Annotated in this window: 17 protein-coding genes; 8 read left to right on the top strand and 9 right to left on the bottom strand. The window is 71.2% G+C overall.

Annotation, left to right across the window (positions count from 1 at the left end):
* Positions 1-107 precede the first annotated feature (107 nt).
* Together ACFYY1_RS40205 and ACFYY1_RS40200 are read right to left on the bottom strand one after the other, a co-directional pair.
* Positions 108-827 carry a hypothetical protein gene (locus tag ACFYY1_RS40205; RefSeq protein WP_388594805.1) on the bottom strand — a complete coding sequence of 240 codons (720 nt, stop codon included), beginning with the start codon at positions 825-827 and terminating at the stop codon, positions 108-110.
* Between the two features lie 489 nt (positions 828-1316).
* Positions 1317-1469, bottom strand: coding sequence for a hypothetical protein (locus ACFYY1_RS40200; RefSeq protein ID WP_388594803.1), 153 nt, complete (start codon positions 1467-1469; stop codon positions 1317-1319).
* A gap of 366 nt (positions 1470-1835) precedes the next feature.
* On the opposite strand from ACFYY1_RS40200, the gene ACFYY1_RS40195 reads away from it, so the two are divergent.
* Entirely contained in the window at positions 1836-4388 is a 2553-nt protein-coding gene (locus tag ACFYY1_RS40195) for an ATP-dependent Clp protease ATP-binding subunit (protein ID WP_388594802.1), read from the top strand.
* Between the two features lie 93 nt (positions 4389-4481).
* On the opposite strand, the gene ACFYY1_RS40190 is transcribed toward ACFYY1_RS40195, so the two are convergent.
* Positions 4482-6137 (bottom strand): NAD-dependent epimerase/dehydratase family protein, encoded by a 1656-nt coding sequence (locus ACFYY1_RS40190; RefSeq protein WP_388594800.1) that lies wholly within the window; start codon positions 6135-6137, stop codon positions 4482-4484.
* Positions 6138-6326: 189 nt separating this feature from the next.
* Here ACFYY1_RS40190 and ACFYY1_RS40185 point away from each other — a divergent pair, with 189 nt between their 5' ends.
* Genes ACFYY1_RS40185 through ACFYY1_RS40175 form a run of 3 tightly spaced genes read left to right on the top strand, consistent with a single transcriptional unit; the run spans position 6327 to position 8928 of the window.
* Positions 6327-7469 carry an NAD-dependent epimerase/dehydratase family protein gene (locus tag ACFYY1_RS40185; RefSeq protein WP_388594798.1) on the top strand — a complete coding sequence of 381 codons (1143 nt, stop codon included), beginning with the start codon at positions 6327-6329 and terminating at the stop codon, positions 7467-7469.
* Positions 7466-7960 carry an NUDIX domain-containing protein gene (locus ACFYY1_RS40180; protein ID WP_388594796.1) on the top strand — a complete coding sequence of 165 codons (495 nt, stop codon included), beginning with the start codon at positions 7466-7468 and terminating at the stop codon, positions 7958-7960. Before ACFYY1_RS40185 ends, ACFYY1_RS40180 begins: the two co-directional genes overlap by 4 nt.
* Positions 7957-8928, top strand: coding sequence for a mevalonate kinase (locus tag ACFYY1_RS40175; protein WP_388594794.1), 972 nt, complete (start codon positions 7957-7959; stop codon positions 8926-8928). The genes ACFYY1_RS40180 and ACFYY1_RS40175 overlap by 4 nt, the downstream gene beginning before the upstream one ends.
* Here ACFYY1_RS40175 and ACFYY1_RS40170 read toward each other — a convergent pair.
* From ACFYY1_RS40170 to ACFYY1_RS40155, 4 genes are all read right to left on the bottom strand, one after another.
* Positions 8925-10022, bottom strand: coding sequence for a radical SAM protein (locus ACFYY1_RS40170; RefSeq protein ID WP_388594792.1), 1098 nt, complete (start codon positions 10020-10022; stop codon positions 8925-8927). The genes ACFYY1_RS40175 and ACFYY1_RS40170 overlap by 4 nt on opposite strands.
* A 67-nt stretch (positions 10023-10089) precedes the next feature.
* Positions 10090-10953 (bottom strand): carbohydrate ABC transporter permease, encoded by an 864-nt coding sequence (locus ACFYY1_RS40165; RefSeq protein WP_388594791.1) that lies wholly within the window; start codon positions 10951-10953, stop codon positions 10090-10092.
* A complete protein-coding gene (locus ACFYY1_RS40160; protein WP_388594789.1) occupies positions 10950-11864 on the bottom strand; it encodes a carbohydrate ABC transporter permease in 915 nt (304 codons plus the stop codon). Before ACFYY1_RS40160 ends, ACFYY1_RS40165 begins: the two co-directional genes overlap by 4 nt.
* Positions 11854-13146, bottom strand: coding sequence for an extracellular solute-binding protein (locus ACFYY1_RS40155; protein WP_388594787.1), 1293 nt, complete (start codon positions 13144-13146; stop codon positions 11854-11856). The genes ACFYY1_RS40160 and ACFYY1_RS40155 overlap by 11 nt, the downstream gene beginning before the upstream one ends.
* Positions 13147-13455: 309 nt before the next feature.
* On the opposite strand from ACFYY1_RS40155, the gene ACFYY1_RS40150 reads away from it, so the two are divergent.
* Together ACFYY1_RS40150 and ACFYY1_RS40145 are read left to right on the top strand one after the other, a co-directional pair.
* A complete protein-coding gene (locus ACFYY1_RS40150) occupies positions 13456-14619 on the top strand; it encodes a serine/threonine protein kinase (protein WP_388594785.1) in 1164 nt (387 codons plus the stop codon).
* Positions 14620-14621: 2 nt separating this feature from the next.
* On the top strand, positions 14622-15392 hold the full coding sequence (locus ACFYY1_RS40145; RefSeq protein WP_388594784.1) for an HAD family hydrolase: 771 nt from the start codon (positions 14622-14624) through the stop codon (positions 15390-15392).
* Here ACFYY1_RS40145 and ACFYY1_RS40140 read toward each other — a convergent pair.
* On the bottom strand, positions 15340-16818 hold the full coding sequence (locus tag ACFYY1_RS40140) for a N,N-dimethylformamidase beta subunit family domain-containing protein (RefSeq protein WP_388594783.1): 1479 nt from the start codon (positions 16816-16818) through the stop codon (positions 15340-15342). The two genes, ACFYY1_RS40145 and ACFYY1_RS40140, sit on opposite strands and share 53 nt — an antisense overlap.
* A gap of 169 nt (positions 16819-16987) precedes the next feature.
* On the opposite strand from ACFYY1_RS40140, the gene ACFYY1_RS40135 reads away from it, so the two are divergent.
* Both ACFYY1_RS40135 and ACFYY1_RS40130 read left to right on the top strand, forming a co-directional pair.
* Positions 16988-17869, top strand: a complete 882-nt coding sequence (locus ACFYY1_RS40135) for a class I SAM-dependent methyltransferase (RefSeq protein ID WP_388594781.1) — start codon at positions 16988-16990, stop codon at positions 17867-17869.
* Complete coding sequence (locus ACFYY1_RS40130; protein ID WP_388594779.1) at positions 17866-18630, top strand: GNAT family N-acetyltransferase; 765 nt, start codon at positions 17866-17868, stop codon at positions 18628-18630. The genes ACFYY1_RS40135 and ACFYY1_RS40130 overlap by 4 nt, the downstream gene beginning before the upstream one ends.
* Positions 18631-18646: 16 nt before the next feature.
* Here ACFYY1_RS40130 and ACFYY1_RS40125 read toward each other — a convergent pair whose 3' ends face one another.
* Positions 18647-19786 carry a hypothetical protein gene (locus ACFYY1_RS40125; RefSeq protein WP_388594778.1) on the bottom strand — a complete coding sequence of 380 codons (1140 nt, stop codon included), beginning with the start codon at positions 19784-19786 and terminating at the stop codon, positions 18647-18649.
* Positions 19787-19818: the final 32 nt, after the last annotated feature.

Genomic DNA, 19818 nt, shown 5'->3' with positions numbered 1-19818 from the left:
CCCCCGGATCATCAACCGCAACAGGAGGGGGAAGTCATGCCGGACCCGAAGGCCGGAGGCCCCGTTGCGGAGCCACGAAAACGGTAACGGGGGGGCAGGGCCCGCGGCTACGTCGTGCGGTCCTCCCGGCCCTGAACGCGCCGGGCGTGCGGCACACAGCAGTGGGCCGGCGGCGGGGCCGCGGGAGCGCTGTGGGTGATGTGCTCGGTCCTCGTCCGGGGCTCCGGATCGTCATCGAGCGGATGCACGTCGGTCCAGTAGATGCTGAGCATCGTGCGGAGCGTCGTCGGATCCTGCCCGGGGCCCGTGGGCACGGTCAGCCGGTCCAGATGCCGCCACAGCTCGTGGTCGGCCGGCTCGGCGCCGCCGCCGTTGCGGGCGTGGACCGCCTGGTGGCGTTGTACGGCAACAGCCAGTTCACGGAGCGTCTCCCGGCTCTGCTGACCGGAGCTGAGGCTCTGCGCCCGGTTCACGTTCCGCTGCTCCTGGCCCAGCTCGGAGATGGCTCGCTGGACACGCTGGTGGAAGTTCGCGGTGCGGCGCCGCAGCGATTCGAACTCGGCCCGGGTGGCGAACCATTCACGCTTGCCCGCCTCACCCCGCGCGAAGCACTCGACGCGGAACTCCTCGCGCTCGGTCTTGCGGCGGCGCAGAACGCTCGCGGTGCGCTCGTGGACATGCGTGAGGATCTTCCGGGCGCGCGGCAGATTGTCGGGGTGAGTGATCGCCGCCCATGTTCTGGCGTCGCGGGTGGGCGGGTGAATGTTCGAGGTGAGAATCTGCTCGAACTCTTTGTCGGCGAGCTGCGCGAGGTCCTGGGCGTCCACTACTGGCCTCCAAGCCGGTGTTGGGCGGTATGTGTTCAGCGTGGCGTATGTCACTGACAAGAACGTAGAAATCCGGAAATAGAACGCGTCAGGTCCAAGGGTCATGGGGACGGCATTGGTGACGGTGTGTCAGCCGGGGTCCGTCGGCCCGCTCCGTACGGCGGTGGTCAACAGGCACGGCCCACAGGAGACCGCCGCGTCGGCGAACGCGCCTCGTTCGCGACGCGACCCCCGGGCGCGGATTCGTGAACACGGCGCCTCCGGCGCGGAGTAAGGCCACCCTCCGCATGTCCGAAACTGGACGCCGCGAGTCAACGTGCCCGGTGGCTGCCGGTCCTCCGTGGCTTGCCGCCTGGACCGGTCGACTGGGCTTCCGTCCATGGCTCGTGGTCCCTGTCGAACTGGTGATCCTCGACTGCGACGGTGTTCAGGCGCGCCACCACGGCGCACGCACCACGTCGTCCTCGGAGACCTGGCAGTTCAGGCCGTTCACGACCTCGTGGCGACCAGCGCCTCGCTCGCCTCACCCCCGCCGCCGAGCGTCCAGGCCGGCTTGAGGACGGGCACGGCGAAGACGACCGCCAGCAGGATCATGTGGCCGGGTCCGCCCTTGAGATCCTCCGCCTTTTCGTTGGTGCTCATGGCGCAAGTCTTGGCGGCGTCCGGGCGGTCGGCGAGGCGACCTGCCGGGGCCGCCGCCCGCGCGGTGCGGCACGGTCGGTCCGGGTATCACCCGAACGGCGGATCCCCGGCCGGTCCGTCAACGGGCCCGGAGGTCCGTGACGGCGTGCCGCGCGACGGTGGCGGCGGATACGCGATCGTCCGCGCCGTTGCGGGACGGGGTGGGCGTTGGTCTAGTGAAATCACCTGCCCGATGGGGGCCACGAGGCGACCGCGACGATCCGTGGGCCCCGGGCGGCCCACGTCCGTGTCCGGCGCAGGGCGATCCCGGCAGGCGTGCCTGCCGCTCGTGCTCTCCCCCTCACCCGCACTCACTGGACGGTGACCATGACCATGTCCTCCTTCGGCTCCTTCGGCGGCCCGGACCCCTTCAACGAGCTGCTCAACCGGTTCTTCGGGATGTCCCCGGCGTCCTCACCGCCACAGGTGCAGCGGGTTCCCATCGGGCGGCTGCTGACCGAATCGGCGCGCGAGCTCATAGGCCGGGCGACCACCCGCGCGACCGAGGACGGCAGCCGGGACCTGGACACCGAGCATCTGCTGTGGGCGGCCACCCAGGTGGACCCGGCACGCACCCTGCTCGAACAGGCCGGCGCCAACCCCGACGAGCTGGCCAAACGGATCGCGCAAGTCCTGCCGGGGGAGAGCGCCACACCGTCCGCCGAGCCGAGCCTGACGCCGTCCGCCAAGCGTGTGCTGCTGCAGGCCTACGAGCGTTCCCAGGCAGCCGGTGTCTCCTACATCGGACCCGAGCACATCCTCGGCGCGCTGCTGGACACACCGGAGTCCGGTGCGGCCAGACTGCTCGGCTCCTACGGCACGGACACCGGCAGACTGCGGCGCGAGGCGGAGAACGCGGCACGGGCCGAGGGCACCCCGGCGGGCAGAACCAGCGACACCCCCACGCTCGACCAGTACGGACGGGACCTGACCGAAGAGGCGAAGGCCGGGAAACTCGACCCCGTGGTCGGCCGGGCCGAGGAGATCGAGCAGACCGTGGAGGTCCTCTCCCGGCGCTCGAAGAACAACCCCGTGCTGATCGGCGAACCCGGGGTCGGCAAGACCGCGATCGTGGAGGGAATCGCCCAGCGCGTCGTGGCCGGGGACGTCCCGCGCACCCTCAAGGACAAGCGGGTGATCGCCCTGGACCTCTCCGGCCTGGTGGCGGGCTCCCAGTACCGCGGCCAGTTCGAGGAACGGCTCAAGAACGTCATCGAGGAGGTCAGCGCCGCCGCGGACTCGACGATCCTGTTCATCGACGAACTGCACACCGTCGTCGGCGCCGGGGCGTCCGGCGAGGGCGCGATGGACGCGGGCAACATGCTCAAACCCGCTCTGGCCCGCGGTGAGCTGCATGTCGTCGGCGCGACGACCATCGACGAGTACCGCAAGCACATCGAGAAGGACGCCGCACTGGAGCGCCGCTTCCAGCCCGTCATGGTGCCCGAGCCGACGGTCGAGGAGACCATCCAGATCCTGGAGGGCCTGCGGGACTCCTACGAGGCCCACCACCAGGTCCGCTTCGCCGACGACGCCCTGGTGGCGGCGGCCGAGCTGTCCGACCGCTACATCAGCGACCGCTTCCTGCCGGACAAGGCCATCGACCTCATGGACCAGGCGGGTGCCAGGGTTCGGCTGCGCTCGCTCGGCCGGTCCACCGAAGTCGTCTCCCGCGAGGACCGGCTCGCCAAGCTGAAACGGGAGAAGGACGAGGCGGTCGCCTCCGAGGACTTCGAGAAGGCATCCGGGCTGAAGACGCAGATCGCGGAGACCGAGGGCGAGCTCGCGGGCATCGAGGAACGCCGTGAGGGCGTCATGGACGTCACCACCGCGGACATCGCCGATGTCGTCTCCCGCCGCACCGGTATCCCGGTCACGCAGCTCACCGCCAGCGAGAAGGAGAAGCTCCTCAAGCTGGAGGATGCCCTGCACTCCCGCGTGGTCGGCCAGGACGAGGCGGTCACCGCGATCGCCCAGGCGGTGCGCCGCAACCGGGCCGGAATGGGCGACCCCGACCGCCCCGTCGGCTCCTTCCTCTTCCTCGGCCCCACCGGTGTGGGCAAGACCGAACTCGCCAAGGCGCTGGCCGAGTTGCTCTTCGGCGACGAGCACCGCATGGTCCGCTTCGACATGAGCGAGTTCCAGGAGAAGCACACCGTCTCGCGGCTCGTCGGCGCACCGCCCGGATACGTGGGCCACGAGGAGGCCGGCCAGCTGACGGAGAAGGTACGCCGCCAGCCGTACAGCGTGCTCCTGTTCGACGAGGTGGAGAAGGCCCACCCGGACGTCTTCAACACGCTGTTGCAGGTACTCGACGACGGACGCCTGACCGACGCACAGGGACGGACGGTGGACTTCCGCCACACCGTCGTCATCATGACGTCCAACATCGGTGCCCAGCGCATCCTCGCCCACAAGGGCGATGTCTCCGAGATCCGCGACGACCTCATGGGCGACCTGCGGGGGCACTTCCCGCCGGAGTTCCTCAACCGTGTCGACGAGACGATCATCTTCCACGGCCTCGACAAGGACGACCTCGGCCTCATCGTCGACCTGATGCTGGACGGCAGCAAACGCCGCGTACGGGCCCAGGGCATGGAGCTGGAGATCACCGAGGCAGCGAAGAAGCTCCTCGTCGCGCACGGCCACCAGCCGGAGTTCGGCGCCCGCCCGCTGCGCCGCACGATCCAGACCGAACTCGACAACCGCATCGCCTCCCTGCTGCTGAGCGACGAAGCGGAACCGGGCGACACCGTCGTCGCCGACGTGAAGGACAACGCGCTGGTCTGCTCGATCCGCCGGCCGGAGCCAGGGGCGGAGGCCGGGGCCGATACCAAGTCGGGTGCCGGGTCAGGGTCCGGGGCCGACGCGGCCGAGTAGGCCCCGCCGCCGATCCCCGACCACAGGGCCCGGTGCGCACTCCCGGGGGCTGCGCGTCGAGCCCTGCCGGGGATCCGGCAGCGTCTCGCCGGGTCAGTCCTCGGCGTGCAGTACGCCCTCATAGGCGAGCCACTGGGCGAAGGCGTGCAGTCCGCGTGCCAGACCCGTCGCGGGCGTCCAGCCGGGCGGTCGCACCGCGTCCGCCGGGACAGGCCGCCCGTTCCCGGACCCGGCAACGGCCCCGTCCCCGGTCCGCACCGGCACGGGCCGTACGGCCTCGTGCACGGCCTGTGCCAACTCGGCCGCCGTGCACGGCTTCTCCGGCGCGACCGTGAGGACGTGTGGTTCCGGCCGGGTCCGGAGCACGGCCTCGATCGCGTCGGCGAGATCGTCCACGTACACCGGATGCACCTCGGCGTCCGGATCGCCCTCGACCACGACGGGGCGGCTCCGCAGCGCCTCCCACACCATGCGGCCGACCCGGCTGTCGCGCGAGCAGCCGGGGCCGTACACCTCACCCACGACCAGGCGGTACGGGACGGGGTCGCCCTGCGGACGGATCGTCACCTCCGGTTCGGCGCAGTCGAGCCGCGTGAGGTCGATCACCGCGGCCGACCGCTCCTCCCGGTCCGCCAGCCTGCGCACGAGGTGTTCGCCGAGCGGGGTCGCCGCCCCGCGCCACACCGGGCCGCCCGGCCGACAGGACCGCGGCCGGTGCCCGGCGGCTGCCTCGTGCCCGGCCCAAAGCGCCCGCCGCGCCACCTCGGCCAGGGGCTCGCGGCGCCGCGCGATGTGTTCCTCCGTACTGGTGTTGCTGATGCCGCCCGGACCGATCGTCGCCACCGCCTCCGCGTACGCCCCGGACGCCTCGGGCGGCACCGCGAATCCGGCGCGGGCCGCCTCGAACCCCATCGCGACAGCCGTCAGCCAGGTCCCTCGCACATCCGCCTGCCCCGCGCCGCCGCCGGGCGGACGGAGCAGCGCGGGCGAGAGACCGGCGCCGCGCAGGTACTGCTCCGCGTCCAGGTGCAGCCACCGCTCCGGGCCGGGGCCGGCGACCCGTACCGCGCACTTCGCGACGCCGTACTTGAAGAACGGGATCACCGTCAGACCGGTCAGGGTCCGGCCCTCGTCCCCGGCCCCGTCCTCCGGCAGGAAGCAGACCGAGCGGCGCGGGCCGCGGAACGCGTTCCCGGAGATCGAGCCGCGGTCCTCGTGCTCGGCGAGGTTCGGCACGGCGACATGGCGCGGCACACCGCTGGCACACAGATAGCGGTACATCAGGATGTCGTCGGGCCAGCCGCCGAGCCGTTTCCTGCCGTATGCGACGAAACCCTCGGCGACCCGGCGCGGCAGAACGATCGCCACACAGGGGAAGTACTCGTTGACGGCACCGACCCAGCGGGCACCCGCCATCGCCCCGAACCGCACGGCCGCCCCGTTGCGGGAGTCCCAGAGGGCGAACAGGGCGAGCGCCGAGTCGGGCAACTCCTCGATCGCGCACCGGACCCGGTCGAAGAAGGAATCGGACAACACCATGTCGTCCTGGATCACCAGTTGATGTGTGGCCCCGTCCTCGATCGACGACCACGCGGCCAGCGCGGTGCGCAGCACCGACGGAGTCCCGGTGGGGTCCGGGTCCATGACGACCCGCAGAAGGCCGGACGGCGCGCTCAACGCCAGTTTCTCGGCCGCCGCGCGGCGCTTGGGATGGGTCATGACCACTGCGCTGAGCCGTTGACGCGCCATACGTCCTCCCTCTGTCCGGGCCTGCCCTGCACCCATGTGCCCACCAGCCGGATCCGGACAGTACGGATGGCTCGCACGGCCCGCAAGAGTGCCGAAATCGCCCTCTGGCGGGCATGCGACGGGCCCGACGATGCTTGCGCTCGCACGCCGAGCAACGCCTACACCCCCTGACGCCGGAAAGAGGCTTCCATGCCCGCGTTACCCTCCTTGACCGTCGCCGAGGGCTCCACCGCCAACCAGGAGAGCGTCCGCTCCCGGCTCGAACAGCTCCGCGACGCCCGCGTCGTGGTGACCGGCGGCGGCGGACTCGTCGGCAGCCGGCTGGTCGCGCTGCTGCGGAGCGCCGGAGCCGTCGTCACCGTCCTGGACCGGATGGACGCCTACCCCGAGTCGGGGCACGCGACCTTCGGGGTGGCGCGCAGCGGCGCACGCCTCGTCGTGGGCGACGTCCGCGACGCCGCGGTCGTCGGCGGGCTGCTGCGCGAGGCCGACTTCGTGGTGCACGCGGCCGCCTACGCGGATGTCGCCGCCTGCACCCGGCGCCCCGACATCGCCTTCCGCGCCAACGTGGAGGGCACCCAGGTCGTCCTGGAACAGGCCGCCCGCCACCCGCTCCGCAGGCTCGTACTGGTCTCCTCCGCCTCCGTGTACGGCGACGGCGTGCCCGGCATCGAGGGGCCGCAGGTCTTCCACGAGGACATGCCCCTGCACCCGGTCTCCGTGTACGCGAACTGCAAGCTCTGGGCCGAGCACCAGACCCGGCTGATGCTCGGCGCCTCCAGTGGCACCGAGTACGCGGTGGTGCGTTACTTCTCCGTGTACGGCGAGCCCCAGATCCCCAAGCCCGGCAGCCACTCCTGGATGGTGCCCTGGCTCTCGCTCCAGGCCCGCCTCGGCCGGCCGATGCGCCTCAACGGCGGCGGGATCCAGGTCCGCGACCTCATCCACGTCGACGACGTGGCCGAGGCCACCGCACTCGCCCTGACCGAGGACCGGATGGCCGGACAGACCGTCAACGTCGGTACCGGCAGGCCCACTTCGGTCAAGGAAGTGGCCGACCTGATCGCCCCGTACTTCCCCGGCGCGCGGCGGATCACCACCCCGCGCCCCGAGGGGGACCCGCTCGGCGGCTACGCCTCGGTCGAACACTCCAGGGAACTGCTGCGCTGGCAGGCGGGCATCGGGGTCCGTGAGGGCGTGGAGCGCTACGTGCGATGGCTGCTCGCCACGCCGGACGCCACGCCGCGCTGGCTGGCCGACGAGGCGGGGCATGAGACGCTGCCCGACGACGGGCCCGCGGGGACGGCGACGGAGGCGACACGTACGACATGAGTCATGCCGGTTCCTACATCTGGTCGTTGCGTCAGGAAGTCGGCTCCAGGATGCTCCTCGTGCCCGGTGCGCAGGTGCTCCTGCTCGACCCCGAGGGCCGGGGGCTGTTCCAGCAGCGCGTGGACAACGGGGTCTGGGAACTGCCGGCCGGTGCCTGCGAGGAGGGCGGCGACTTCGTCGACGCGGCCGTGCGGGAGGTCGCCGAGGAGACCGGACTGCGGGTGGAACGGGACGACCTGGTGGCGTTCGGGTCGCTCTCCGATCCGCGGGTGCACACCCTCACCTACCCGAACGGGGACGTGACGCACTGCTTCGCGCTGTGCTTCTTCGCCCGGCGCTGGTCGGGGACGCTCACGCCCGGCGCCGACGAGGTGCGCCAGGCACTCTTCCGGCCGCTCGACGCTCCGCCCCGGCCACTGCACCCGCCGACGGAGGTGGTGCTGTCCATGTACGAGAGGTTCCGCACGGAGGGAAGGTTCCAGGCACGGTGAATGCCACACATCCGATACGCGCGGTGGTTCCCTGCCGGGCCTGCCTGTCCGGCGAGGACCTGGACTGGCTCGGCGGGGGCCGCTCGGTGAGTCTCGCGCTCGGCCTGATGACGACCGCGGAGGTCGTGCCCGGCCCCGTTCCCGACGGGGAGACCGAGGACAGCTGGCGGCGGGGGGTGTGGACGTTCCTGCGCGAGCGGCTGCCCGGCCTCGCCGCACACCCGCCCGCCGTCACCGTGCGCAGCGAGGCTCCCGCGGCGAGCGGTCTCTCGTCGTCGACGGCACGGATCGTGGCGCTGTTCCGGGCGTTCACGGACGCGTCGCTCTCCGGGCGGCGCGTCCCCGACACCACGATCGCGCAGTGGGCGTACGAGTTCGAGTTCGCCGTCTTCAACGGCGGCGGCATGGACCACCTCGCCGTCGTCGAGGGCGGCGCGCTCCTTCTCGACGGCCGCGCGCAAGGGCTTCCGGCCGTACGGGAACGGCTGGACCTCCCGGCCGAGTGGCGGGTGGTCGTCGTGGACTCCGGCACCCACAAGGACACCAGGCACCACATCCGGGACGTACGGGCGCAGCTCGCCGCCGGTGACCCGGCGCTCGCCGCGTACCGGCGCGCGGCCGACGAGGCGTCGGGCCGCGTGTGGGAGGCGCTGCGCGGCAGGGATCTGGCCGGGCTCGGGGCCGCGATGACCGACGCCCACGCAGCCATGCGGGACCACCAGCGGATGTCGACGCCGCTCCTGGAGGAGCTGCGAAGGGTCGCGCTGCGCTCCGCCGGCCTGCCGCTGAAGCTGAGCGGGGCCGGCGGAGGCGGTGCGCTGGTCGGTGTCTGCCGGGCGGAGGAGACCGCGGAACGGGTGCGGTGCCTGGAGCGGGCGCTACGCGTCTCCCATCCGGGGGCCCGTGCCCTGCCCACCACGGCGGCACCGGGCACCCGCCGGGCCCCGGTGCCGGCCGACACGGTCTAGAGGAACGGGTCGTAGTCCTCCGTCGGCGGGAGCTCGCCGGTTCCGCGGGCGATGCGCTCCAGCTCCAGGTTGGAGCCGTGGCGCGCGCAGTGGAACCGGCAGTCCCGGCTCGGGTCGACGATCCCGCGGTCGGAGTCCTGCCAGATGGTGGCGAGGTCGTCGGTGACGGCGTCGCCGATGCGGGCGAGCGGGTTGCCCCGGTGGTAGGCGCACACGTACACCCCGGAGGGGGTGATGAGGGTGCGGAGTTCGGCGACCCGGCAGCGGTCGTACTCCTTGGGCTGGACGGGGCCGACGTGGCTGCGCAGGGAGGTGAGCGTGGAGGAGTTCACGAGCTGGAACCGGTCGCTCTCCAGCCGGGCGGCCTCGGCGAGCTGGCGGTCGACCGAGTCCAGCATCTCCTGCGGGACCTGTACGACGTGGTGGTCGTCGTCGAACATGGCCTTGGTCTCGAAGTAGTCGCAGCCGATGTCGTGGGCGAGTTCGGCGGCGCGCAGCACCTCGTGGTGATTGGCGACGGTCCGCCCGTCCGGTTCCCGGCGCGACATCACGAGGAAGGAGTAGCCGAGCGCTCCGGTCTTCTCGGCGGCGAGCAGCCGCATGTTCCCGATCACCTTGTCGAAGACGCTGCGGCCCTTGCGGTCCGGCCGGAACAGGCCGTACGTCTCGGCGGTGCCGGCGTCGACGGAGACGCGGACCCAGGTGGCGTACCGGGCGAGCTCGGCGAGGTTCTGCTTGATCATCGTGCCGTTGGTGACGACCCCGACGGCCAGGCCCGCCTCGCCGAGGATGCGTAATACCTTGCGGGTGCCGCGATGGGCGAGGGGTTCCCCGCCGCCTATCAGGACGACCGCCCGGACGGACAGCGCGACGAGTTCCTCGGCGAGGGCGGCGAGCCGGTCCGGGGTGAACCGGCCCTGGTTGAGGAGCTTTCCGCTGATGCACTCGGGGCAGGCCAGGTCGCAGAACGTGGTCGGGTCCAGGTCCACGACGAGCGGGGCGCGGGAGGGCGAGCCGGAGGCGGCCTGGAGGATCCGGGGCCAGCCCGAGGGCTGGTAGAGCTTGGAGACGAGGTCGAGGCGGTCGTGCGTCACAGGGCTCTCCTCTGCGGGGTGTACGGGGTGTCGTCGGCGGGGCGCACCGGTTGTGGCCGGGCTTCGTTCAGCCCTTGACCGCGCCGGTGGCCAGCCCCGCGGCGATCTTGCGCTGGACGGCCAGGAAGAACACGACCACGGGCAGGGCGGTGAGCGTGGCGCCCGCCATCAGCCCGCCGTAGTCGGTGCCGAAGCTGGTCTGGAAGGAGACCAGCCAGATGCTGAGGGTCTGCTTCTCAGGGGTGGACAGCAGGACGTAGACGAGGACGTACTCGTTCCACGCCTGCACCATGGCGAAGACGGAGGTGGCGACGAGCCCGGGGGCGAGCAGCGGCAGGACGACGCGGACGAAGGCGCCGAAGCGGCCGCAGCCGTCGACCATCGCCGCCTCTTCGAGCTCGACCGGGATCGCCGAGATGAAGCCGTGCAGCATCCACACGGTGAACGGCAGCGTGAAGACGAGGTAGACGAGGATCACGCCGCCGAGACTGTCGGTGAGGCCCGCCTCGTTCAGGAGCAGATAGACGGGGATGACGAGGGCGGCGAGCGGGATCATCTGGACGGTGAGGATCACCACGACGAACGCCTTGCGGCCGGCGAAGCGGAACCGGGAGAGGGCGAACGCGGCGAGGGTGCCGACCAGGAGCGAGACGAGGACGGTGCCGAGACCGATGACGGCACTGGAGCGGACGTTGGACCAGAAGGTCTCCGTGCGCATCGCACGGGCGAAATTGGCGAGGGTGGGATGGGCCGGCCAGAACTCGGGCGGCAGGCTGAGGATCTCGGTCGCCGGCCGGAACGCGGTGATGACCATCCAGTAGACCGGGAAGCCGATGGCGGCGGCCACGAGGAGGCCGAGGACGTCGTAACGGCGCCGGGACCCGCGACGCGGCCCCGTGCCCGGCCCCGGCCGCTTGCGCACCGCGCTCATTCGACCTCCCCCAGCCGCAGCATCTGCCGCAGGTACAGCACGGCCCCGGCGAGCAGCAGTACGACGGTGACCAGGGCGATCGCGGCCCCGGCGCTGTAGCGGTTGACGGCGAAGGACTCGATGAAGGAGTACACGCCGAGCAGGTAGTACTCGCGCTCGGGCTGGCCGCCGCGCATCAGCCAGATCTGGTTGAAGACACCGAAGTCCCAGATCGACATCAGGGTGGTGACCATCACGAACAGGGGTTTGATCGCCGGGAAGGTGACGTACCGGAAGACCTGGGAGGGGCGGGCGCCGTCGATGAGGGCGGCCTCCTCCAGCTCCGGCGGGATCTGGGCGAGCGCCGCGTGCAGGCTGATCGCGGCGAAGGGCAGCGCGCCCCAGACGACGACGGCGGTGATCACGGCGAAGCCCTGCAACGGGTCGGTGAACCAGTTGTGCCGGGCGAGATCGAGGCCGGGCAGCGTCGAGAGCAGCCAGTTGACGACACCGTAGTCCGCGTCGAAGAGCCAACGGAAGATGGCCGCCGCGACCATCACGGGCATCGCCCACACCGCGACGAGGATCCCGGCGAGGACGGCGCGGACCCACGGGGACACCAGCCGCATCAGCAGGGCGGTGAGCAGGCCGAGCGCCATGGTGAGGGTGACGCAGACGAGGGTGAACAGGGCCGTGCGGGCCGTCACCGTCCAGAAGAACCCGTCGCCGAGGATCGTCCGGAACTGCCGCAGCCCGGCCCAGGGCGGCGCCGTGCCGCTGAACAGCTCCTTGCGGGTCATGTCCTGGAAGGCCAGGGTCACCATGTCGACCAGCGGATAGCCGAGGACCACGAGCAGGGCGAGCAGGGCCGGGGCGATCAGCAGATAGGGCAGGAGGGGGCGCAGCCTGCGCCCGGCCGGATCAGCGCTCATTGACCACGGCGTCGATCCTGCGGTCCGCTTCCCGCGCGGCGTCCGCCACGGACGCCTTGCCGGTGGCGATACGTTCCAGCATCTCGGGCAGGACGTTGGACTTCTCCACCGAGGTCCAGCCGGGTGCGAGGGGAGTGACCCAGCCGCGCGTGGCGGCCTGGGCGGCCGGACCGTTTATGCCGCTGGCAGCGACATCCGCGAGCTGGACGGTGTTGTTGGGCAGGGTGTTGGCCGCGATCAGCTGCTGCTGCGACTTCCGGTCGGTGAAGAGGCGGATCCAGTCGTTCGCCAGGTCCTGGTTCTTGGATTTGACGGGCACGGCAAGGGTGGAGCCGCCGAGGAACGGCGGGAGCAGCTGTCCGGACGGGCCGGGGAAGGCGAAGGTGGCGAACTTGCCCTTGAGTCGCGGGTCGCCGCCGGAGCGGGCGTCGGCCGCCGCCTCGGCCTCCCAGGTGTTGCCGTAGAAGACGCCGACCTTGCCCTGACCGACGACGGCGGGCTGGTCCCCGTTGTCCTTCGCCCGGTCACCGACGTAGTAGTCGTCCAGGAGCTTCTTCCAGGCGGTGAGCCCGGCGACGGACTTCGGCGAGGAGAGCGCGCCCTGCCAGCGGCCGTCCTTCTCGACCGCCATCTCGCCGCCGGCGTCCTTGACGAAGCCCATGGCGGCGTACCAGTAGCGGCCGGGCATGTAGAAGGCCGAGAAGCCCGGGTCCTTGGCACCGAACTGCTTCTTGAGCCGGTCCAGGGCGGAGATCAGCTCGGGGTACGTGCGCGGTGCGCGGGTGAGGCCGGCGCGCTGGAAGTAGTCGGTGCGGTAGACACCGACACGGGCTCCCGCGTAGTACGGCACGCAGTATGTCCGGCCCTCGTCGCGACAGGCGTCGGCGAGGGCGGGCAGCCACTGCCCGGAGCGGTCGAAGCTCTTCGGGTCGAGCGGTGCGAAGGCACCGTTGACGATGTAGTTGGTGGTCTCGCTGTTGCCCATCTCGACCACGTCGGGCACGTTCCGGCCCGCGAGGACCGCGTCGAGTTTCTGGTTCTTCGTCGTCCACTGCTGGTACTGGACGTCCACCTCGACCCCGGGGTGCTTCTTCGCGAAGCGGGCGTTGGCGGAGGCGACCAGCTCCGGCCAGCTCTCCCGGGCGTCGACCGTCAGCCACACCGTCAGCTCGTCGCCACCGCCGGCCCGTTCGCCCGCGGCGCCCCCACTGCAGCCCGCCACCGCCGTGAGCAGCAGGAGGGCTCCCAGGATCATGGATCGGCGGTGCGGGCGCAGTGCCATGGGTTCCTCCGTGCGGGGTCATTGAGACGTACGGGGCTGAGGCGACGGTCTTCTCACTACCCCGCGGGCCGCGACTCCCCGCAGCGACACGGAGTTTCGGCCGGAACACGACGGTGCGCTTCCCACGAAGAGCCCAGCACTTCCCCGCTGCGCTGTGCGGATGCCGACGGGCGCCGCGACGGCGGGGCCGCAGTCAGGCCACGCTGACGCGATCGGCACGGTGGGTAGCGGGGTGGCTCTTGACGGTGACGTGACAGTGCCCGCAGTTTGGCCTGCGGCACTCCACGACCCCGATCGAAGGGCTTGTACGTGACCGAGCAGAGCACATCCGCCCCCGACATCTCCGCGCGCCCCGTGCGGGTCAACTCCTGGAACGGCTGGGATCCGCTGCGGCATGTGATCGTCGGCCGGGCGGAGGGCACCGTGGTGCAGGCCCCCGAGCACGCGGTGCGCCGGGACTACCCCGACGACGGCTTCCCCCTGGGGACGTACGGCCCCATGCCCGCGGACATGGTGGCCGAGGCCGAGCAGCAGCTCGACGACTTCTCGGACATGCTGCGGCGGCGCGGCATCAGGGTGGACCGCCCCACCCCGTTCGACTTCAGCCGGCAGGTGGGCACGCCGGAGTGGACGCACGAGTCGATGTTCGGCTGCATGCCGCCCCGGGACCTGCTGCTCACGGTCGGCAACGAGGTCCTGGAAGCGACCATGTCGTACCGCAGCCGCTGGTTCGAGTACCTCTGCTACCGGCCGGTGCTGCAGAGCCTGTTCGACGCCGACGACCGGATGCGCTGGGAGGCCGCGCCCAAACCGCGGCTGACGGATGCCTCGTACAAGACCGGGTTCTGGGACACGTACAACGAGCTGTCGACCGAGGAGCAGCTGGCCCGGGTCCGCGACTACGACCTGGTGCTCACCGAGGCCGAGCCGCTGTTCGACGCAGCGGACGTGGCACGGTTCGGCAAGGACCTGTTCGTGCAGCTGTCGTTCGTCACCAACAAGAGCGGGTACGAGTGGCTGCGGCGCCACTACCCCGACCACCGGGTGCACGCGGTGACCTCGACCAACACCCATCCGCTGCACATCGACGCGACCTGGGTGCCGCTGCGGCCCGGACTCGTGCTGCACTGCGGCGAGCGGCTCGCGGACGCCGAGCTGATGGAGTTCTTCAAGCTCAACGACTGGGAGATCGTCGAGGCCGTCCAGCCGGCGAGCTGGGACCATCCGCCGAAGCTGTCCTTCTGCAGCCCTTGGCTCGCCGGGAACATGCTGAACCTCGACGCGAACACACTGTGCGTCGAGGAGAAGGAGGTGCGGCTCGCGGAGCAGCTGTCGTCGTACGGCTTCGAGATCGTGCCGGTGCCGTTCCGGGCGGTCGGACCGTTCGGCGGCGGGCTGCACTGTGCGACCGTCGACATCGAGCGGGAAGGCACGCTGGAGGACTACTTCCCGCACAGGTACGGCCGGTTCTAGGCATGGCACACGGTCCCGCGATGGTGCCGGACGGTGTCGGCGCGGTCGTCTTCGACTTCTACGGGACGCTGGTGCGGATGGTGGAGCCGCTGCCGCCGGACCACCGCGGGATCTTCGCGCGCCGGGGCCTGGCGGCCCAGGGCGAACTCTGGGGGGACCAGTGGTCGGTGGGCCCCGGCGAGGGCGAGGAGCACGTGGCGCACTCGGTGAGTGGGGCGACGTACACGGCGTGGGAGCGGGACCGGCTGCGGCGGCGGGCACGTGGCTGTGGGGTGCCGGAGGGTGAGTTGGACGGCCTGGTCGCCGAGCTCGACCAAGCGATGAAGGCGGTCCGGCTCGAACTGTTCGCGGACGTCCCCGCAGTGCTCGCGGCACTGCGGGAGCGCGGGCTGCTCGTCGGGGTGTGCTCCAACTGGTTCTGGAACCTGGAGGAGTGCGTCGAGGCGGTGGGGCTCGGCGGGGCCGTGGACGTGGTCGTCGGCTCCGCGCGGGCCGGGGCGCGCAAACCCCATCCGCTGATCTACCGCGCGCTGGTGGAGCGGTGTGCGCTGCCGGCCGGGCGGGTGCTGTTCGTCGGCGACATGTGGGTGCCCGACGTGCTCGGTCCGCTGGCGGCGGGAATGCGGGCGGTGCATCTGTGGCGTCCCGACCGCGCCGTGGAGGGCGTCGCGCCGTCCCTGCCTCGGGGGGCGGCGCGGATCCTCGGACTGCGGGAGCTGCTCACCCCGGCAGCGGGGTCCGGTGGCGAAGGCGGTCGAGGAGGTTGCGGGTGACGCGGACGACGGCCGGGTCCTGTTCGTGCCCGCAGACCACGGACCAGTCGGTGGTGCCCGCGGTGAAGACGGTGCCGCCCGCGGTGTGGATGCCCATCGTGGCGGCGCGCGGGCTGCTGATGGCCGCTTCGCGCACGGGACCGTTCCAGTGGCCCCACTTGAAGTGGTGGAAATCCTCGTGCACCGGTTCCAGCACGTAAATGCCCAGAATCAGGAAGGAGTCCGGAGTTCCGTCCTCCCCGGTGGCGTGGGCTGTTCCGTCTGCGTCGTAGGCGAAGGCGGCGCCGTCGCATTCGTATCCGATGAGGGGTGTTCCCGAGCCGAGCCGGTCCGCTGTTCCCCCGTCGGACCCGTCGCGCAGTCCGGTGCCCTCATAGATCCAATGGCCGGCGTGCTGCACCGTGTATCCGGAACGAGGGCGATCTCCGGGCCATTCCGTGGCGGGCCACATTCCACCATTGCGGAAACTCACCCCGGTGAGCGAATTCTCCGGATTTCCGACTCCGTCGGGTGCGGGCGTCCACCATTGGTCGGTGGCAGGCGCATGAGGGTATTCGTCACCGACATGGTGATCGGTGTCGGAGACGAAAGCAGTATTGTCGTCCGTCGGATGCACACGCCACCAGCAGGTGTTGGCGCTGAGAAAGGCGATGTTTCCCCCCTCGCGGACGAATCGCTCCGCGTGCGTGCGCATCGCGACGCTCCAGTATTCGTCGTGGCCGACGCTCAGGAGGAGATCGTACGAGGAGAGCAGGGCGGGGTCCTCGTGCAGATCGAGGTCGGTGCAGAATTCGACGGGATAGCCGTTGCGTTCCAGCCAGGCGATGAAGGGCGCGTCCCAGTAGGCGAGGTCGATGACGCCACCGGGGCGGTGCAGGCTGACCTTGTGACCCCGGAGGGCGCCGTCGGCGCCGGTGCGGTGGACGGGGTGGTCGTAGAGGCTGACGGCGCGTTCCAGACCGGGCCGGTCGGAGCGGTTGTAGGCGTGTCGTGTGAAGGTGGACTTCTTGTAGAGGATGCGGGAGTGGCCGCCGGGCACACGGGGGCGTACGACGAAGAACTCCCGAGCGTGCCCTTCGAGGTGCTCCACGTCGAGCAGGGGCGGATTCCCGGCACCGTCCGGACCGGGTCCGGTGCATTCGATGAATTCGACCAGATGAATTCCCGGCTGCCAGTCCTCCGGTACGGGAAGGGAGATCGGCGGCCAGTTCCAGTCGTCGGAGGGTGAGGCGAGTCCGGGTATTCCGTCGGGGTGCGCGGGCGGGGCATGCAGGATTCCCCGATACGTATCGGATTCTCCGACGGGCACGAGCTCCTGTCCCAGCCGGTAGAAACGGAGACGGAACGCAGGGGCGTCGGTGGAGATGTGCAGCAGTACTTCTCCACCGGCGATGACGCTTTCACGGCCCAGATATCCTTCAATCATGGCGCACATGCTAAGCAGCGCCCGATCGGACGACAACAGTGTCGTGAACCGGCCATTCGAGCCACCTTTTTGGACATAGCAGGTATTTTTTCGACTCCGCGTCAAGTGGCCCGGGTAGGGCGGAACCAGACAGGACATGAGACCGTCCGCCGACCGGTGAGGGGCTCGAATGAGCGGTGAATTCCGCGTACGGGAAATGGTGCTGGGGATCGAGGGGCTCGCGCTGCTGCGCCATGCCATGGATGCCGACGAGGCATTCGTCCAGGATCGGCTGGCGGAAATGCGCCGCTTCGTCCTCGACGAGGAAAAGCTGCCGGACGGCGGGGCCGCGGTCAGCGAGCTCGACGAGGCGGAGGGATACGCGGCCTGGTCGGCGGTGTACGACTCACTGCCCAGCTCGTACATCGAGGTGGAGGAGCCGGTCGTCCACTCGATCCTCGACGGCCTGGAGACGGGGGTGGCGCTCGACGCCGCCTGCGGCACCGGGCGGCAGACCCGGGCGCTGACCGCGCGCGGCCACCGCACGATCGGTGTGGACCAGTCGCCGCAGATGCTGGCGAAGGCCCGCGAGCACGCCCCGGACGCCGAGTTCCGTGTGGGGCGGCTGGAGCGGCTGCCGCTCGACGACGACTCCGTCGATCTCGCGGTCTGCTCGCTGGCCATGACGCATCTTCCGGACCTCGCCACAGGTGTGGCGGAGCTGGCGCGGGTGGTCCGGCCGGGCGGGCGGATCGTGGTCTCGGACCTGCACCCCTTCGTCATCTCGCTGCAGGGCCAGTGCCTCTTCGTGCGGGGCGCCGAAGAGCTGGCGTTCGTACGCAACCACGTGCATCTGCCGAGCCGTTACCTGGACGCGTTCGGCCGGGCCGGGCTGCGGGTGCGCGGCTGCCACGAGCCGCTGTTCAACGGGCGGCTCGCGCCCGGCGGTTACGAGGAGTTCATCGCGGACGCGGCCCGCGCCGCATGGGACGGCCTGCCGATCGTCGTCGTCTGGGACGTCGAGGTCCCGGCCCAGGAGCTCTCGATCTCTCCTGGAAGAGGGGCTTCATGACCCTGGTAGTGGTACGTCACGCGGAACGGCCCGAGCTGTGGGACCGCATTCCCGAGCGGTTCGCCGGTGTGGTGCCCGAGTACAACCTGCACGGTGACATCAACGGCGACTACTGGAACCGGCTGTTCGAGGACTTTCCGGAGTTCCAGTTCGTCCTGTACGACGACGAGCACGACGTGGTCGTCGGCGCGGGCCGGTCGTTGCCCCGCGCCTGGGACGGCACGGTCGCCGATCTGGGCCCCGGCCTGGACGACTCGATCGCGCGGGCCTTCGCGGACCGCGATGCCGGGCGCGCGCCCGGCGCCCTGTGCGCGCTGGGCATCGAAGTGGCCGAGGACCACCAGGGCCGGGGCCTGTCCAAGGTGCTGCTCGACGCGATGTCGGACACGGCGCGCCGCGCCGGGCTCGGGACGGTCCTGGTGCCGGTACGGCCCACGTGGAAGGACCGGTACCCGCTGGTGCCGATCGAGCGGTACGCGGCCTGGACGCAGGACGACGGGGCTCCGTTCGACCCGTGGATCAGGACCCAGGTGGGCGCGGGCGGCACGGTCGCGGCGGCGTCCGAGCGGTCCTCGCGGATCACGGGCACGGTCGCCGAGTGGGAGAGCTGGACGGGTCTCGCCTTCCCGGAGGACGGGCAGTACGTCTTCCCGGGCGGCCTCGCGCCACTCGATGTCGACCGGGCGCGGGACCTGGGCGCGTACTGGGAGCCCGGGGTGTGGATCACGCACCGGGTCGGGGCGGGCGCCGGCCCTTCGTAAGGGGCCGGGCGGTCCGCTACTGCTCGAAGCGGGGGTGTCCGTCGGCGGACACCCCCGCAAGCCGTTCGCCCGCGCGGACGGCGGTCCACGCGAACGCCGCCATCGCACGGACCTCGTCCGGGCCCGCCTCGGGACGGCGTTCGGGCGGGAGCCCGGCGGGTCCGGCGGTGGCGACGGCGGAGCGCCTCATCCGGTCGAGCGCGTCCGGGGGGACATCGTCCGGCGAGGGGGACAGGCGCCGGGCCGCTCGGGCGGCCTGCCGTCCGAGCAGCAGACAGTGGATCCACAGCTCCTCCGCGAAGGCCCTGCCGAAGCTCCGGGCCACATCCGCCGCCAGTCCCTGCGGCAGGTGCGCGTCCCGTGCGTCCCGGACCAGCTCCTCGGTGAGCCCGGTCGCGGACAGCACCTCGCGCCACCGGTGGTGGCCGCGGCCGCCGTCGGCACTGTGCTCCTGGCCGGCCAGCCGGATGTATCCCTCTCCGTACCGCATGTACGGGATCCATCCCGGCTCCTCCAGGACGCGGCCCCGGGCGAGCAGGGGAGCGGCGTCGGCGGCGGAGGTGGGGCAGACGGCGAGGCGGATGCCCTGGGCCGCGTGGCCGTTGATGCTGCTGGTGCCGATGTGCTCGACGATGTTCGGAACGGCGAGCAGGCTCATCCGGCCCCGGCCGCGGCTGCGGAAGAAGACGGAGAGCAGTTCGTCGTCGTGGCGTTCGGCGCTCTCACGGGCGTACTCGCGGAAGTCGGCCGCGGTCCCGGACGGCAGGCAGACCCCCAGCGACGGCGTGAACTCATCGGGCACGGCCCGCACCCAGCAGGCTCCGGCGAGAGCGGCGAGCCGGACGGCGGCGCCGTTGCGCGCGTGCCAGTTGGTGTAGAAGACCAGTGCCTCGTCGGGAAACCGGGCAGCGGCCCGCCCGACGATCTCCAGGAGCTCGACGGGGGCGTCGACGTCGTCCTGGACGACGAGATGATGACTGGCCCGCGGAGTCACGGTGGCCCATGCGACCAGGGCGGTGCGCAGGGCGGAGGGCGGCCCCTCGGGGTCGGGGTCGAGGGCGAGACCGTCGAGCCGCAGCCGGGCGGCGAGGTCCTGGGCCTGGGCGAGGCGCACGGGGTGGGTCATGACGGCCGAACTCACGTGGACCTCGGTCACACGGCACTCCTCGGCTGCTCGGCGGGGGTGGT

Source organism: Streptomyces sp. NPDC001890, from assembly GCF_042891445.1.
Lineage (GTDB): Bacteria > Actinomycetota > Actinomycetes > Streptomycetales > Streptomycetaceae > Streptomyces.
The sequence above is the reverse complement of the archived record's forward strand: the minus strand, read 5'-3'. Positions and strand labels throughout refer to the sequence as shown.